Source organism: Sphingomonas sp. Marseille-Q8236 (assembly GCF_965112005.1).
This window is the reverse complement of the sequence record NZ_CBCOPO010000002.1, coordinates 633,218-648,483: the sequence shown is the minus strand read 5'-3', so window position 1 is coordinate 648,483 and position 15,266 is coordinate 633,218. Positions and strand designations below refer to the sequence as shown.

The 15,266-nt window shown below is 66.9% G+C and carries 10 protein-coding genes; 8 read left to right on the top strand and 2 right to left on the bottom strand.

Annotation, left to right across the window (positions count from 1 at the left end):
• The first annotated feature begins 12 nt into the window (after positions 1-12).
• The 8 genes from dld (at position 13) to ACWPWT_RS15270 (ending at position 13,080) form a co-directional block, all read left to right on the top strand.
• Entirely contained in the window at positions 13-1,725 is a 1,713-nt protein-coding gene (gene dld, locus ACWPWT_RS15305) for a D-lactate dehydrogenase (protein WP_454280398.1), read from the top strand.
• Positions 1,722-2,594 carry a BadF/BadG/BcrA/BcrD ATPase family protein gene (locus ACWPWT_RS15300; RefSeq protein ID WP_454280397.1) on the top strand — a complete coding sequence of 291 codons (873 nt, stop codon included), beginning with the start codon at positions 1,722-1,724 and terminating at the stop codon, positions 2,592-2,594. Before dld ends, ACWPWT_RS15300 begins: the two co-directional genes overlap by 4 nt.
• Positions 2,595-3,068: 474 nt before the next feature.
• Positions 3,069-3,743: a response regulator transcription factor gene (locus ACWPWT_RS15295; protein ID WP_454280396.1), complete on the top strand. Its 675-nt coding sequence runs from the start codon at positions 3,069-3,071 to the stop codon at positions 3,741-3,743.
• A gap of 22 nt (positions 3,744-3,765) precedes the next feature.
• Positions 3,766-5,082, top strand: coding sequence for a sensor histidine kinase (locus ACWPWT_RS15290; protein WP_454280395.1), 1,317 nt, complete (start codon positions 3,766-3,768; stop codon positions 5,080-5,082).
• 129 nt (positions 5,083-5,211) lie between these two features.
• The gene (locus ACWPWT_RS15285) at positions 5,212-8,433 is read left to right on the top strand and encodes an efflux RND transporter permease subunit (RefSeq protein WP_454280394.1); all 3,222 of its coding nucleotides are present in this window, start codon (positions 5,212-5,214) and stop codon (positions 8,431-8,433) included.
• Positions 8,426-9,601, top strand: coding sequence for an efflux RND transporter periplasmic adaptor subunit (locus ACWPWT_RS15280; RefSeq protein ID WP_454280393.1), 1,176 nt, complete (start codon positions 8,426-8,428; stop codon positions 9,599-9,601). Before ACWPWT_RS15285 ends, ACWPWT_RS15280 begins: the two co-directional genes overlap by 8 nt.
• Positions 9,594-11,027: an efflux transporter outer membrane subunit gene (locus ACWPWT_RS15275; RefSeq protein ID WP_454280392.1), complete on the top strand. Its 1,434-nt coding sequence runs from the start codon at positions 9,594-9,596 to the stop codon at positions 11,025-11,027. The genes ACWPWT_RS15280 and ACWPWT_RS15275 overlap by 8 nt, the downstream gene beginning before the upstream one ends.
• Before the next feature lie 193 nt (positions 11,028-11,220).
• Positions 11,221-13,080, top strand: a complete 1,860-nt coding sequence (locus tag ACWPWT_RS15270; protein WP_454280391.1) for an FUSC family protein — start codon at positions 11,221-11,223, stop codon at positions 13,078-13,080.
• On the opposite strand, the gene ACWPWT_RS15265 is transcribed toward ACWPWT_RS15270, so the two are convergent.
• Positions 13,072-13,665, bottom strand: a complete 594-nt coding sequence (locus ACWPWT_RS15265; RefSeq protein ID WP_454280390.1) for a TetR/AcrR family transcriptional regulator — start codon at positions 13,663-13,665, stop codon at positions 13,072-13,074. The genes ACWPWT_RS15270 and ACWPWT_RS15265 overlap by 9 nt on opposite strands.
• Positions 13,666-13,768: 103 nt before the next feature.
• On the bottom strand, positions 13,769-15,265 hold the full coding sequence (locus ACWPWT_RS15260) for an efflux transporter outer membrane subunit (RefSeq protein WP_454280389.1): 1,497 nt from the start codon (positions 15,263-15,265) through the stop codon (positions 13,769-13,771).
• Position 15,266: the final 1 nt, after the last annotated feature.

Here is a 15,266-nt window from a genome sequence, read left to right as displayed (position 1 = left end):
GGCCCCAAGGCCATGACCGATAGCACCATGCTGCTGGCCAAACTCCGCGCCACGGTGGGCAGCCGTCACCTTCTTACCACGCCGCGCGCGACGGCGCGGTTCCGCAAGGGGTATCGCACCGGCAACGGACCGGCGATCGCGGTGGTGCAGCCGGGCAGTCTGGTCGAACTGTGGCATGTCGTCAGGGCCTGTGTCGCCGCCAATGTCTCGATCATCATGCAGGCATCGAACACCGGGCTCACCGGCGGCTCGACACCCGATGGCGAAGATTATCCCGGCGGCGTCGTCATCATCAGTACCACCCGCCTGTCGCACCTGCGGGTGATCCGAAATGGCGAGCAGGTGGTGTGCCTGCCGGGCGCGACCTTGTACGAGCTTGAAAAGGCTCTGCGCCCCTATGGGCGCGAACCGCATTCGGTGATCGGATCGTCCTGTTTCGGCGCGTCGGTCGTGGGCGGCGTGTGCAACAATTCGGGCGGATCTCTGATCCGGCGCGGCCCCGCCTATACCCAACTCGCGCTGTTCGCCGCCGTCGGACCAGATGGCGGCCTGACCCTGGTCAATCACCTGGGCATCGCGCTTGGCGACGATCCCGAGACGATCCTGTCGCGTCTCGATACCGGGGACTTCGCCGAGGCGGACATAGACCCCGCCGCCGATCGCCCGGCCCATGACCACAGCTATGCCGAGCATGTCCGGGCGATCGACAGCGACATACCCGCCCGCTTCAACGCCGATCCCCGCTGCCTGTTCGAGGCGTCGAGAAGCGCCGGAAAGCTGATCGTCTTTGCGGTACGCCTCGACACCTTCGTGCGGGAGGAGGATAGCGCCACCTTCTATATCGGCACCAATGCGCCCGACCGGCTCGCCGAGTTACGTAGAACGATATTGCGCGATTTCGACCGGTTGCCGATCGCGGCCGAATATATTCACCGTACCGCCTTCGACATCGCGGATCGCTATGGGCGCGACATGTTCTTCGCGATTGAGCGGCTCGGCACCGATCGGCTCCCGGCGCTCTTCGCCGCCAAGGCCCGGTTCGACGCGTTCGCCGATCGCATATCGCGGGGCTTGAGCGATCGTTTGATGCAATGGTCGGGGCGGTTCATGCCCGATCACCTGCCCGGCTGGATGCGGCGCTACCGCGACCGCTTCGCGCATCACCTGGTCCTGAAGGTCTCGGGCGATCAGATCGCGGAGACCCGCGCCTTGCTGGCTCGGCTGTTTCCGGGCGATGATGAGGGCGACCATCTGGCGTGCGGCAAGGAAGACGGCGCCAAGGCCTTTCTCCATCGCTTCTTGGTGGCGGGCGCGGCGGTGCGATACCGGGCGGTCCATACAGAGGCGGTTGCCGACATCGTCGCGCTCGACATCGCCCTGCCCCGCAATGCGGAAACCTGGGTCGAGGCGTTGCCGTCGGCGCTCGGCAACCAGGTGATCCACACGCTCTATTACGGCCATTTCTTTTGCCACGTCTTCCATCAGGATTATATCATCCGAAAGGGCAGCGATCCCATCGCGTTCGAACACGCGCTCTGGGCCCTGCTCGACGCGCGCGGTGCCCAATATCCGGCCGAGCATAATGTCGGCCACCTCTATGTCGCGCCGCCCCAACTGGCGGATTTCTATCGCCGCATCGATCCGCGAAATCAGCTCAATCCGGGCATCGGCCAGACCCCTCGCGCCCGAAACTGGGGCACCACCGACCAGGGAGACCATCAATGACCTATTATCTTGGGATCGATGCGGGCGGCAGTCACTGCCGGGCCCGGCTGGTGGACGAACGGGGTTCGGTGATCGGGCATGGTCTTTCAGGACCTGCCAATGCCCGCATCGGGATCGAACCGCTCTACCGCACGCTGACGGAGACGGCGGACCAGGCGGTGTCCGAAGCCGGATTGTCCGATACGCAGCGCCGCACCATCCGCGCGGGTATGGGCATTGCCGGGATCAGCCGGCTCGGCATCCGCGAGGCGCTGGCCGAACTGGACTTCGGCTTTGCGTCCGTCGCGTTCGCGACCGATGCGCAGATCGCCAATCTGGGTGCCCATGCGGGGCAGGACGGCGCGATCCTGATCATCGGCACGGGCAGCGCGGCCAAGCTGCGCATCGACGGGCAGGATTTCACCATCGGCGGCTACGGCTTCCCGATCTCGGACGAAGGAAGTGCCGCGGCGCTGGGGTTGAGTGCGATGCGCCATGCCTTGCGCGCGCTCGACGGTCGTACCCACAAAACGCCGCTCAGCGCGGCGGTCACCGAACGCTTTGACCATGACACCGCCAAGGCGATCGCCTGGATGGATCGGGCGACCCCGCGCGATTATGGCAGCTTCGCGCCGCTCGTCATGGACTATGCCGAGGCCAACGACCCGATCGCCCGGTTGATCGTCGAGGAAGCGGCTAGCCATATCGAGCGCTTCGTCGAAACGATCTTCGAGCGCGGCGTGACGCGATGCGTACTGGTCGGCGGATTGGCACCACGCATCAGCCCATGGCTTCGCGCCCGCACGGTCGAGCGGCTCAGCGCTCCTTTCGGCGATGCGCTCGACGGCGCGCTCCGGTTGGCCGGGTTCACGCCCGAAGCGATCGCCTAGACGCGCCGCGCGATCCGATCCAAGGCACGAAAGGCGCGGCGCCGCCACGCATTGCCCGGCCAGCCCGTCAGGATCGGTCGGATGAATGAGCCTTTGCCTCGCGGATGGCGCTACCGGCGTGCACGATCGTCGTGCCGGCGCTTGTCCCGCTCTCATTTGGATTGTGGCGAACGTGACGATGCGATTTGCGGGATCCCGTCTGAAAGCACGGCGTCGCATCGGCCATCGGCGCCGCGACCGCAAAACAATCGTCGGACATGTCGCCCTCATTCTGCGATGCGAAAGCCGGAGCCGCGCCCAGACCGGTCGAGATCGCAATCAGCCACCCGCATAGGCCACGCATGGCAACTCCTTTCAGCATGGGATTGAGCTTCGCACTGTTTCGCTCGAAAGGACGATCCCGCCGACTTAAATGATTTTCACCTGAGGTCGCGAGCCTTGGCGTCGTACCGCACGTCCGGCTATGCCGACGACATGGCTGCCATCCTGGTCATCGAAGACGACGACGCCACCGCCACGGCGATCATCGCCGAACTGGAACGCCACGGACACGCCGTAAGCCGTGCCGCCGATGGCGACACCGGCCTGAACCTGGCCACCCGCGAAGCGTTCGATGCGATCACGCTCGACCGGATGCTGCCTGGACTAGACGGGCTGGCGCTCGTCGCCCGGCTGCGGGAGCGGCATATCGCGCTCCCCGTCCTGATGCTGAGCGCGTTGAGCGACGTCGATGAGCGGATCGCGGGCCTGCGTGCGGGCGGCGACGATTATCTGACCAAGCCGTTCGACTTTGCCGAGATGGCGATGCGCGTCGAGGTACTGCTTCGGCGGCGCGAGCAGGCGGAGGCGGTGGTGCTGCGTGGCGGCGGGATCGAATGCGATCTGGTCCGCCGCACGGTAAGGGTGGACGGCCTACCGACCCGTTTGCTCCACATGGAATTCCGCCTGCTCGAATTCCTGATGCGCAATCGGGGAGAGGTGATGACCCGGCGCATCATCTTCGAGCGGGTCTGGGGCTATTATTTCGATCCGGGGGCCAATCTGATCAGCGTCCATATCGCCCGGCTTCGCAAGAAGATCGACCGGCCGGGCCGCCCCAGCGCCATCCAGACGGTCAAGGGAGAGGGTTATCTCTTCGACGGGGGATGAACCGCTGCACTGGCGGGAGATCGTGCGGATCAGCACGTTCCGCCTTTCGGCGATGCTGGGGGCGGTGTTCGTCATCGGTCTGATCGTGATGCTGGGCGTGGTCTATATGGCGACCGCGCGCGACCTCACCGAGCGAAGCGACCGCATCCTGCATGCGGTCGCCGAGCCCCTGTCGCAGGTTCCCGCCGAGCAATTGCCCGACCGCATTCGTTCCGAGTTGCAGCGCAATCGCGCAGGGTTCAACTATCTGGCGTTGATCGCGAGCGACGGTACGCCGGTCGTCGGCAATGTCCGCCTCTTACGTCCCCTGCTTCCCGGCCACCCGATCGATGTGGAAGGCGGAGCACGAGGGCCTTTTCGCCTCGTCGCGCTGCGGACCCGCGAGGGCGAGACGCTGCTGGTCGGGCGCGACATCAGCCTCCTCCGCGACCTGCGCCGGACCGTTCTGGACACGCTGCTGGTCAGCGGCCTGTTGACCCTGTTGTGCGTCGCGGCGGCGGCGATCGGGTTCAGCCGGGCGCCGCTCCGCCGCGTCCGCGCGCTGCAACGGGCCAGTCGGGAAATTGCGGCGGGTGACCTTTCGATCCGGATGCCGATCGCGGGCCGACATGACGAACTGGACCAGTTCGCCGCGACGGTGAACACGACCGTCGAAGAGGTCGGCCGTGTCGTCGCGCAGGTGAAGGGGGTGACCGATGCCGTCGCGCATGACCTGCGCACCCCCCTCACCCGCGTCCGCGCGACGCTGAACGCATTGGGCCATACGCCGGACGACACTACGAAAGTGACGATGGGGATCCGGCAGGCCACGGCCGATCTCGACCTGGTGCTGGAGCGGTTCACGGCGCTGTTGCGTATTTCCGAGCTGGAAGCCGGGCGACGGCGAGCCGGGTTCCGTAAGCTCGACCTCGCCGAGCTCGTCGCGCGGGTTGCCGAGTTGTACGAACCGCTGGCCGAGGACCGCGACGTCCAACTGTCGGTCGCGACCAGACCATTGTCGGTCGAAGGCGATGACAAGCTGCTGTTCGAGGCGCTCAGCAATCTGATCGACAATGCCATCAAATTCGGCAGGCCGGGCGGACGGGTGAGCATCGCGATACTCGCGGGCGAAGCCGGAAACGGTATCGAAGTCCGCGACGACGGCCCCGGCATCCCGCCCGAGGAGCGCGGTGCGGTGCTGCGCCGATTCCATCGGGGTGCCCAAGCGCAGGACACACCGGGCAGCGGCCTTGGCCTCAGCGTCGTCGTCGCAATCCTGCACCTCCACGGCTTTCGCCTCCACCTGTCGGATGCCGGGCCGGGCCTGTGCGCGCAAATCCTGATCCCGGCAGCGGCGTGAAATTCATTTAAGTCGCCTGCGCCGCCGATCGGCGCGAAGAGGCCCCGTCGGCGACGCGGCCGCGGTTCCCCACCCCCCGATCCCCGCGCCGTCGCCGACACCCTGTTTGTGTCCGACACCGGGATGCCCATGCTCCAGCTCGTCAAGCTCGCCCTCAGCAAACCCTATACCTTCGTCGTGCTCGCGATCCTGATCGTGCTGGGCGGCGGGATCGCGGCGGTCGAGACGCCGACCGACATCTTCCCCGACATCCGCATTCCCGTGATCGCGGCGGTATGGACCTATAAGGGCCTGCCCGCGAACGACATGTCGGGCCGCGTCGTCTATTATTACGAGCGTTCGCTGTCGGCGACGGTCAGCGACATCGACCATATCGAGAGCCAGTCGCTTCAGGGCGTCGGCATCGTGAAGATATTCTTCCGCCCCGGCGTCGACATTCGCACGGCCACCGCGCAGGTGACTGCCGCGTCGCAGACGGTGCTCAAGCAGATGCCGCCAGGCATAACTCCGCCGCTGATCCTGAACTACAACGCCTCGACGGTGCCGATCCTGCAACTCGCGCTGTCGGGAAAGGGGCTTTCCGAACAGAAAATCTACGACCTCGGCCAGAACATGATCCGACCGGCTTTGGCCTCCGTCCAGGGGGCGGCGATCCCCTCGCCCTATGGCGGCAAGGAGCGGCAGGTGCAGATCGACCTCGATCCCGCCGCGCTTCAGGCCCATCGCCTGTCGGCCACCGACGTGGCCAATGCACTGGCGCAGCAGAACCAGATCATCCCCTCGGGCACGGCCAAAATCGGTGCCTATGAGTATAACATCCGGCTGAACAACAGCCCCAGCGTCATCGACGATCTCAATGCCCTGCCGATCAGGACGATCGACGGCACCACCGTGCTGATGCGCGACGTGGCGCATGTCCGCGACGGTTCGCCGCCGCAGCGCAACGAGGTACGCGTCGATGGCGCGCGGTCGGTTCTGATGACCGTCCTGAAGAGCGGATCGGCCTCCACCATCGCCATCGTCGATCAGGTCAAGGCATTGATGCCACAACTGGAGGCGACCCTGCCCGCGGGGCTGGACGTCAAGCTGCTGTCCGACCAGTCGGTGTTCGTCAAGGCGGCGGTGTCGGGCGTGATGCGCGAGGGCGTGATCGCCGCCGCGCTGACCAGCCTGATGATCCTCCTTTTCCTGGGATCCTGGCGCTCCACGGTCATCATCGCGGCGTCCATCCCGCTGGCGATCCTGGCCGCGATCGCGGGGCTGGCACTGGCCGGGCAGACGCTCAACATCATGACGCTGGGCGGCCTGGCGCTGGCGGTCGGCATCCTGGTCGACGACGCGACCGTCACCATCGAGAATATCAACTGGCATCTGGAACAGGGCAAGACGGTTCGCGTCGCGATCCTGGACGGGGCGAAGCAGATCGTCGGTCCCGCCTTTGTCTCGCTGCTCTGCATCTGCATCGCGTTCGTGCCGATGTTCTTCCTGCCGGGCATCGCGGGTTTCCTGTTCGCGCCGATGGCAATGGCGGTGGTGTTCGCGATGATCGCCTCGTTCATCCTGTCGCGCACGCTGGTGCCGACCATTGGCAACTACCTGCTGCGCGACCATGCCGGGCCGCACACCGCCGAGGTGATGGTCGCGCATGACGCGCAGGCGGGACGACCGGGAGGCCGCAATCCGCTGCGCCGGTTTCAGCATGGCTTTGAGCGCCGGTTCGAAGCGGTACGCGATTATTATATCCGGATGCTCGCCTTCGCCCTCGCCCGGCGGCGGCCTTTCGTCGTCGTCTTCCTGGTCGTCGTGGTGACGTCCTTCGCGTTGGTGCCGATGCTGGGGTGCAATTTCTTCCCGGCGGTCGATGCAGGGCAGGTCAGCCTTCACGTCCGCGCGCCGGTCGGCACCCGGATCGAGGAAACCGCGGCGCTGTTCGACCATATCGAGAACCGCATCCGCCAGGTCATCCCCGCCGATCAGCTCGATACGATCGTGGACAATATCGGCCTGCCGGTCAGCGGCATCAATCGCGCCTATTCGAACACCGGTGGCGTCGGTCCGCAGGACGGCGACATCTTGGTCACGCTGAAGGAAGGCCACGGTCCCACGGCCGGGTTCGTAAAGGCGTTGCGCGAGCAGCTTCCGCGCGATTTTCCGGGTTCGACCTTCTCCTTCCTGCCCGCCGACATCGTCAGCCAGATCCTGAACTTCGGTTCGCCCGCGCCGATCGACGTCCAGGTCGCCGGACCGGATACGAAGGGTGGGGAGGCCTATGCGCGGATGCTGGTAGCAAAGCTGTCGCATATTCCCGGGCTGGCCGATGTCCGCCTGCAACAGGCGTCCAACTATCCGGAATATGCGGTCGATGTGGACCGCGCACAGGCCAACCGCCTGGGGGTCACCGAGAATGACGTGACGCGCAGCCTGACCGTCAACCTGGCGGGCAGTTCGCAGATCGCGCCGACCTTCTGGCTGAACCCCAAGAACGGCGTGTCCTACCCCATCGTCGTCCAGACCCCGCAATATCGCGCCGGCACCATCGAACAACTCGACAATCTTCCCATCTCGGGCAGCACGCCCGGCAGCCTGCAGACGTTGCGTGCGCTCGGCACGCTCCACCGCGAGCCCAGTCCGGCGCTCGTCTCCCACTATGCCGTGCAGCCGGTGTTCGACGTCTATGCCACCCCGCAGGGCCGAGACCTGGGTGCCGTCGCCGCCGCCATCGACAAGGTTCTGGCCGAGACCAAGGGCCAGTTGCCCAAGGGTGCGACGGTGACGATGCGTGGACAGGTCGAAACGATGAACGCCGCCTTTTCCGGTCTCATCCTGGGCCTCGCCGGCGCGATCATCCTGATCTACCTGCTGATCGTCGTGAACTTCCAGAGCTGGGTCGATCCGCTGGTGATCGTTTCGGCACTCCCGGCCGCACTGGCGGGGATCGTGTGGATGCTGTTCGCCACGCATACGCCGCTCAGCGTTCCCGCACTTACCGGCGCGATCATGTGCATGGGGGTCGCCACCGCCAACAGCGTGCTGGTGGTCAGCTTCGCGCGCGAACGGCTGGCGGCTTGCGGCAATGCCATCCAGGCGGCGATGGAGGCAGGCGCCACCCGGTTCCGCCCGGTGCTGATGACCGCGCTGTCGATGATGATCGGCATGGCGCCGATGGCGCTGGGCCTGGGCGAAGGCGGCGAGCAGAATGCACCGCTGGGCCGCGCCGTCATCGGCGGACTGCTCTGCGCGACGCTCGCCACGCTCGTCTTCGTCCCCGTCGTCTTCGCCATCGCGCACCGCCGTCAGAAGGCGACCACTCCCTCCCCCGTTATGCCCATCGGAGAAGCCATCCATGCATGAAGCCGCCCCGGCCCCCGCTGTGTCGGCCGACACCCCCGCGCCCAAGGGCCTGAAGCTCGCCGGAATCGTCGCCGCTGTCGTTGCGATCGGCGTCGTGGGGGTGGGAACGATCGCAAGAAGCCATGACGTCGCGTCGGCCGCTAGCTGGTCCAAGACCAATGCCATCCCGACCGTCCACCTGATCGACGTCAGGGGCAGCGCGGAGAGCAACATGCTCGACCTGCCCGCCACGCTGGAGGCTTGGGAGGCCGCCCGGCTGTTCCCACGGATCAGCGGCTATGTCCGCAGCTGGTCGCAGGATATCGGCGCGCGGGTCGCGGCGGGCCAGGCGCTGGGGGTGATCGATACGCCCGAACTGGACGAGCAGATCGGCCAGGCTCACGCCACGCTCGCCAGCGCACTCGCCCATGAGAAGCTGGCGCGAAGCACGGCGGCGCGCTGGAGCGACCTGCTCACGAGTTCCTCGGTATCCAAGCAGGAGGTCGATGAGAAGAATGGCGACCTGGCGGTCAAGACCGCGCAAGTCGCCGAAGCACGGGCCGCGTTGTCGCGACTGGAGGCGATGAAGCGCTATGCCGTCATCCGCGCGCCCTTTGCCGGAGTAGTGACCGCCCGCAACGCCGAGGTGGGCGACCTGGTCGGTCCCGGCGCGGTCGCGCAGGCGCCGATGTTTGCCGTCGCCGATACCCATCGCATCCGGGTCTATGTCAGCGTACCCCAGTCGCTGTCGGCCGCGATCAAACCGGGCATGACCGCCACGTTGACCGTCCCCGCCTTTCCAGGGCGGACATTCACCGCGACGGTCGCAGGCCTGTCGAGCGCGATCGATCCGGCGTCCGGCGCCTTCCGTGTCCAGTTGCTGTGCGACAATCCCGACGGCGCGCTGAAACCCGGCGGCTATGCGCAGGCGCGTTTCGATATGCCCGGACGGGCCGGCGCGGCGCAGGTACCGTCGAGCGCGATCCTGTTCGGTGCTGGCGGCGCCCGGATCGCCACCGTCGATTCACACGGCCGCATCGCGATGCGGAAGGTCCAGATCGGGCAGGACGACGGTCCCACGGTCCAGATCCTGTCAGGGGTCGCCCCGGGCGCGCGGATCGTCGACAATCCGCCGGACTCGCTGGCGCAGGGCGAACTGGTGCGCGTGGCGGCGAACCATCATGGCTAAGCGGCTGCTACGCTGGATGGCGGGGGCGTCGCTGGCGATCCTCGGCGGATGTTCGATGGCCCCCGCCTATCGCCCGCCAGTCCTGCCCGCGCCTGCCGCGTTCAATGAAATGCCGGGGGCGGACGACCCGCTCTGGAAACCGGTCGATGCCTTGCCCCCGGCCGCCTCAGCGAATTGGTGGGCGGGTTTCGGCGATCCGTCGCTCGACCGGCTCGAGGCGCGGATCGACCGCGAAAATCCTACGCTCGCGGGGGCTTTGGCCCGCTACGACCTCGCCCGCGCGACCCTGGCTGGGGCGAGGTCGGACCTGTTTCCCCATGCCGAACTGACCCCCAGCCTGCTCCGCAACCGGCAGTCGGACGAACGGCCCCTCCGTGGCGGCTCGCAGCCGGACTATTATACCGCCGCGACGCTGGGTGGCGACCTGTCCTATGAGGCGGACCTATGGGGTCGCGTGCGCAATTCGGTGGCATCGGGCCGCGCGCTTGCCGAGGCGAGCCGCGACGATCTGGCCGCGGTCAAGCTGGCACTTCAGGGGCAACTCGCGGCGGACTTCGTGCAGTTGCGAGGGCAGGATCGGCAACTCGCCCTGCTCGCCCAGACGATCGACGCCTTTGCCAGGGCCGATGCGCTGACCCGCAACCGGTTTCGCGGCGGCATCGCGACCGGCATGGATGTCGGCCGAGCGGGCGCGCTGCTGGGTGAGGCACGCGCCCAATATGCCCAGGTGGAAGCCGCGCGCGCGATCACCGAGCATGCGATCGCCAGCCTGGTCGGACAGCCCGCATCCACCTTCGCGATCCCGCGCCGCGACGCGCCGCTGGCCATGCCCATGATACCGGTCGGTTTGCCGTCGACGCTCCTTGCCCGACGCCCCGATGTAGCGGCGGCGGAGCGGCGAATGGCGGCGGCCAATGCGCGGATCGGCGTGGCGAAGGCGGCTTTCTTCCCCCGGATTACGCTGGGCGGCACCGGCGGATTCCAGAGTACGGCGCTGGCCGGGCTGATCGCCGCGCCGAACGTCTTCTGGGCGCTCGGGCCGGGGGCCATCCTGAACCTGTTCGATGGAGGCAAGCGCCGCGCCGATGTCGCCGCCGCGCGAGCCGACTGGAACATGGCCATCGCCGATTATCGCAGCCATGCGCTGGGGGCGTTTCAGGAGGTGGAGGACGCGCTCGCGACGCTCCGTCATCTGGACGAGGCGCAGGCCGCGCAGGCTGAGGCCATAACCTCCGCGAGCAGCACCAGCCGGATCGCGCTCGACCGCTATGTCAAAGGTGCAGCCACCTATCTGGATGTCGCGACCGCGCAGGAAAGCCTGCTCCGCGATCAGCAAAGCGCCCTGTCGCTGGAGACACAAAGGCTGACGGCCAGCGTCGCCCTGGCGCGTGCCCTGGGGGGAGGAAGCGTGCCAGCGGGCCGATAGCATAACGTCAAGTGCGCCATCCCCGCATGGGATTTGCCCGAATGTCCTGTTAGAGCCCGTATCGATTTCATCCGGAGACGCCGGACTTGCGGGGGACGCGGGGCGTGGTGACATGATCGGCTTGAGGGACGTGGTAACAAAGCGCTCTCCCGCTGCCGGGCAGCCGCGAAGGGCTCAACGAGGATGGCGGTTCGTGCGATCGGCCGCGCGCCGACTGGAGCTACGGTCGATCGACCTCGCGCCGGAATATTACGACCTGTCCGAAGGGCTGCGTGCCGCGCTGGCGGTCGGCCTGCCCTTGTTGGTGGCGGTTGCGATCGGTCGCCCCGAATGGGGCTGGGCGGTATTCGCGGCCTTCTGGACCTGCCTGTGCGACATACCCGGCCCCGACCGGCTTCGGCGGCGGCTGTTGGGGCTGTTCGTGATCTGCGGCGGCGCGATGGCGCTGGCCGGGTCATGGGTCACGCATCTTTATGCGATGCTCGATTTCGGCCCCAATCCGGGCGCAGCCATGCTGGTCGGCCCCGCCATGGTATTCCTGGCGACGCTCGGCGGATCGCGGATCGCCTGGGGCGATGGGGTCGGCACGCTGCTCGCCGTGGTGGCGGTGGTCGCGGTCGGCTATCCCAAGCCGATCGATCACGCCATGCTTCAGGCGGCGGCCTTCCTTGCCGGGGCGGGCTGGACCTATCTGCTTATCAATCTCGTCTGGCGGTTCGATCCGGCGCACCCGGTACGGCGCTTGACGGGCGCGGTGATCCTCCGGCTGGTCGACATGATCGATGGGCTGGGTGACGGCGATCCGGGCCGGCATGGCGCGCATCGCCGGTCGGTGAGGATCGGCATCGAGAGACTGCGCGGCCTGATGGCCCGCTATGCCGAGGAGTCGGCTGAGCCGGTATCGTCGCGAACCACGAGGCGGCGGAGCGATCTCGACCGGGCGGAGGCGATGTTCGGTGCGCTGATCGCGCTGGACCAGGCGGCGATCGACCGGACGTTACCCGAGGGCGAGTTGGCGATCGTCGCGCGCGGCGCACGTGCGATCCTGCTGGCATGGCGGGCCGACATCCTGCGTGGCGGGACCGGCGAGCCCTTGTCCGAAAGGCTGGAGGCGCGGCTGGAACGCGCCCGCGATCGGCTGTGCGATCCCGTCGCGATCGGATGCTTGACCGCGATGTTGCGGGCGGGGGCGCCCTCCAGCGAATCGAACGAGCCGCCCGCCCCTGCCCCGGCCCGTCAGGAATGGGCGGGCGTGATCCGTCAGGCGGGGCGGCAGGCGGTGGGTCTGATCATGGTCTATTGCGCGACGATCAGCTTCCATCTCGGCTATCCCTATTGGGCGGCGATGGCCGTCGTCGTGGTGCTGCGCGGCGAGGCGCGGATCACATGGACGCGCGCCGTGGAGCGGATCGTGGGCAGCCTGCTGGGCGGGGGGATTTCGGTCCTGCTTCTCCAGTTCGTAGCCGCACCGCCGCTGCTGATCGCGATCGCCATAGGGCTGGCGGCGGTCGCCATTCCGCTGCGCGCAGTCAACTATACGGTCTTCGTCGTCTTCCTGACCATGTTGTTCGTGATCGTTACCGACACGCTGCACCCCGGCGCGGGGAGCGCTTCTGCACGGATGCTGGACAATGTCGTCGGCAGCATCGCGGCACTGCTCGCCGCGCTATGGCTATGGCCCGAACGTGGCCCGAGCCTGGGCGCATTGATCCGGGCAGGGATCGACGCGAACCAGCGCTATGCGCAGGCGGTGCGTGACGACCGCCCGCCCGTGGAGGTGGAGCAGGCGCGCCGGTCCGCTGGCCTCGCCAGCGTCGCCGCCGAGATCGCGCTGCATGATCCCAAGGCGGTCTTCCATCGTCGCCACGCCTCGCCACAGGATCGCGCGGCGATCGCCGCGCTGCGCCGTACGGCGGGCGAGGCCGCGATCCTGCGGCACCGGGCACTGGCAACGGCACGGGAGCGGCAGCTCGACCGGCGGACCGACGACGGTCCAATGCACGCTGATGACCGGTTTCGCGCCGCAAATTTCGATCGTCGCCCCTCACCCTAGCAGTTTGGACACTTCATCCCATTTCCGGTCGAACAGCGACGCGCATTCGGCGTCGGACAGGCCATCCCAATAGGTTTCCCTGCTCACCCCCTCGACCATGTCGAGGATAACCCTTGCGATGATCCTCACCCTATTTTCGTCTTGATCGGCTTTGCGGACGGCGGAAACATATCGCAGGTGGAAGTCGAAATTCTTCCGGCGCCACGTCCCCAGCCATTGGGGCATCGGCGCGTCGTTCAACGCCTCCGCCATCAGGATCATGATGCTCCGCTCGCGCACGCCGCCATCGGGCCTGCACATGCGCCAGGAAACTTCCTTCAGCGCCGCCAGCGCGCCTTCGGGCAGATCGGCGCCGAGGTTCGCATAGACCTGCGCCATCACCCGGTCCATCACGTCCATCAGCAGAGCGATCTTGCTCGGCCAGCGGCGGTAGACCGCCTGCTTGCTCACCCCGACGGACTGCGCGATCTGGTCGATAGAAATGTCCAGCCCTTGTTCGACAAAGGCCAGTATCGCCGCTCCAACGACCAGATGGCCGATCTCCGCTGCACGCTCAAGACTGGGGCGACCGCGCGAGTGGGTCATCGTCGTGTTCCGAATGTAAATTGCTCGTCGCGAAGCGGCGACGATGATCGGGGGCCGAATGGGCGTTGGAGACGACCGCGATCGTGTCCAACGCCCAACGCGATCAGTTCAGCCCACCACCCAGCGAACGATACAGCTCCACCATGTTGCTCGCGCGGTTCAGGCGCGTCGTGACCAGCAACTGCTGCGCGGAATAGGCGGTCCGTTGGGAATCGAGCGTCGTCAGGAAGGACTCGACACCCGTCCTGTAGCGCGCATCCGAGATTTTCAGCGCGACGTTGGCCGCCTCGACGCGAGCGGTTTGCGCGGCGATCTGCTCGTCGATCGTGCCACGCTGCGCCAGGGCATCCGCCACCTCGCGGAACGCCGTCTGGACGGTGCGCTCATAGGTCGAGACGGCGGCCTGTTGCTGCGCTCGCGCGACGTCCAGATTGCCGCGAAGCCGCCCCCCATCGAACAGCGGCAGCGACACCGAGGGCGCGCCGGTATAGGTGAAGCTGCCCCCCGCAAAGAGACCGCTGAGCGCGGTGCTGATCGTCCCCAGCGTCGCGGTCAACGAGATGCGCGGGAACATCGCCGCCCGCGCCGCGCCGATATTGGCGTTCTGCGCAATTAGCTGATGCTCGGCCTGCAACACGTCGGGGCGACGCAGCAATATGTCGGATGACAGGCCGGTCGGCAGCACCTGCAACGCCGCGTTCGCATCGCCCAGCCCCTGCGGCAGCAGGTCGTTGACCACGGGTGCGCCGACCAGCAGGTCGAGCGCGTTCTTGTCCTGCGCCACCCGTGTCTTCAGCACAGCGATGTCGTTGCGCGCGCCCTGATAGGTCGTCTCGGCCTGTCGCGCCTCCAGTTCCGAGGCGACGCCGATGCGAAATTGCGCGCGCGTCAGTTCCAGGGACTGCTCGAACGACTTCAGCGACTCCTGCGAGATCCGCAACTGGTCCTGATCCGACGCATAGGTCAGCCAGGCCGTCGCGATCTCGGCAATCAGGCTGATGCGTGTCGAACGCTGGGCTTCCTCAGTCGCAAAATACTGCTCCAGCGCGGCTCGGTTCAGATTGCGCACCCGGCCGAACAGATCGAGCTCGAAGGCCGAGAAACCGGCATTGACCGAGTAGAATTCGAGATTGCGCGAAGAGGATCCAACCCCGACCCCGAGCCCGGTGCCACCGGCACCTGCACCGGTTCCCGACCCCGTCCCGGCGCCACCGCCGGCCGCCCCGCCAAGTGCACCCGTGGCACCCTGGATGTTGTTGGTATAGGTGCCCGATCCCGAAAGGGTCGTCGAGGGAACCAGATCGGCGCGCTGGATGCGATACTGCGCCCTCGCCTGCAACACATTGGCCGCCGCGATCCGCAGGTCGCGATTATTCTCCAGCCCCAGCGCGATGGTGCGGCGCAGGCGATCGTCGGTGAAGAATTCCTGCCATCCGATCTTGGTGACATCGGGTGCGTCGGACGCCGCCGCAGGATAGATGCCGTCCTGCGGCAGCGTGGCCGGGACGGCCCCCACGGGCCGGACATATTTGGGGGCGAGATTGCACCCGGCCAGCGTCGTGGCCGCCAGCAGGACGATCGCAAACTTGGAACGGATCATG

Coding starts and splice junctions, on each gene's coding strand:
- ACWPWT_RS15285 (WP_454280394.1), top strand. CDS start 5,212: ATGCTCCAGCTCGTCAAGCTCGCCCTCAGCAAACCCTATACCTTCGTC.
- ACWPWT_RS15265 (WP_454280390.1), bottom strand. CDS start 13,665: ATGACCCACTCGCGCGGTCGCCCCAGTCTTGAGCGTGCAGCGGAGATC.
- ACWPWT_RS15280 (WP_454280393.1), top strand. CDS start 8,426: ATGCATGAAGCCGCCCCGGCCCCCGCTGTGTCGGCCGACACCCCCGCG.
- ACWPWT_RS15295 (WP_454280396.1), top strand. CDS start 3,069: ATGGCTGCCATCCTGGTCATCGAAGACGACGACGCCACCGCCACGGCG.
- ACWPWT_RS15300 (WP_454280397.1), top strand. CDS start 1,722: ATGACCTATTATCTTGGGATCGATGCGGGCGGCAGTCACTGCCGGGCC.
- dld (WP_454280398.1), top strand. CDS start 13: ATGACCGATAGCACCATGCTGCTGGCCAAACTCCGCGCCACGGTGGGC.
- ACWPWT_RS15275 (WP_454280392.1), top strand. CDS start 9,594: ATGGCTAAGCGGCTGCTACGCTGGATGGCGGGGGCGTCGCTGGCGATC.
- ACWPWT_RS15260 (WP_454280389.1), bottom strand. CDS start 15,265: ATGATCCGTTCCAAGTTTGCGATCGTCCTGCTGGCGGCCACGACGCTG.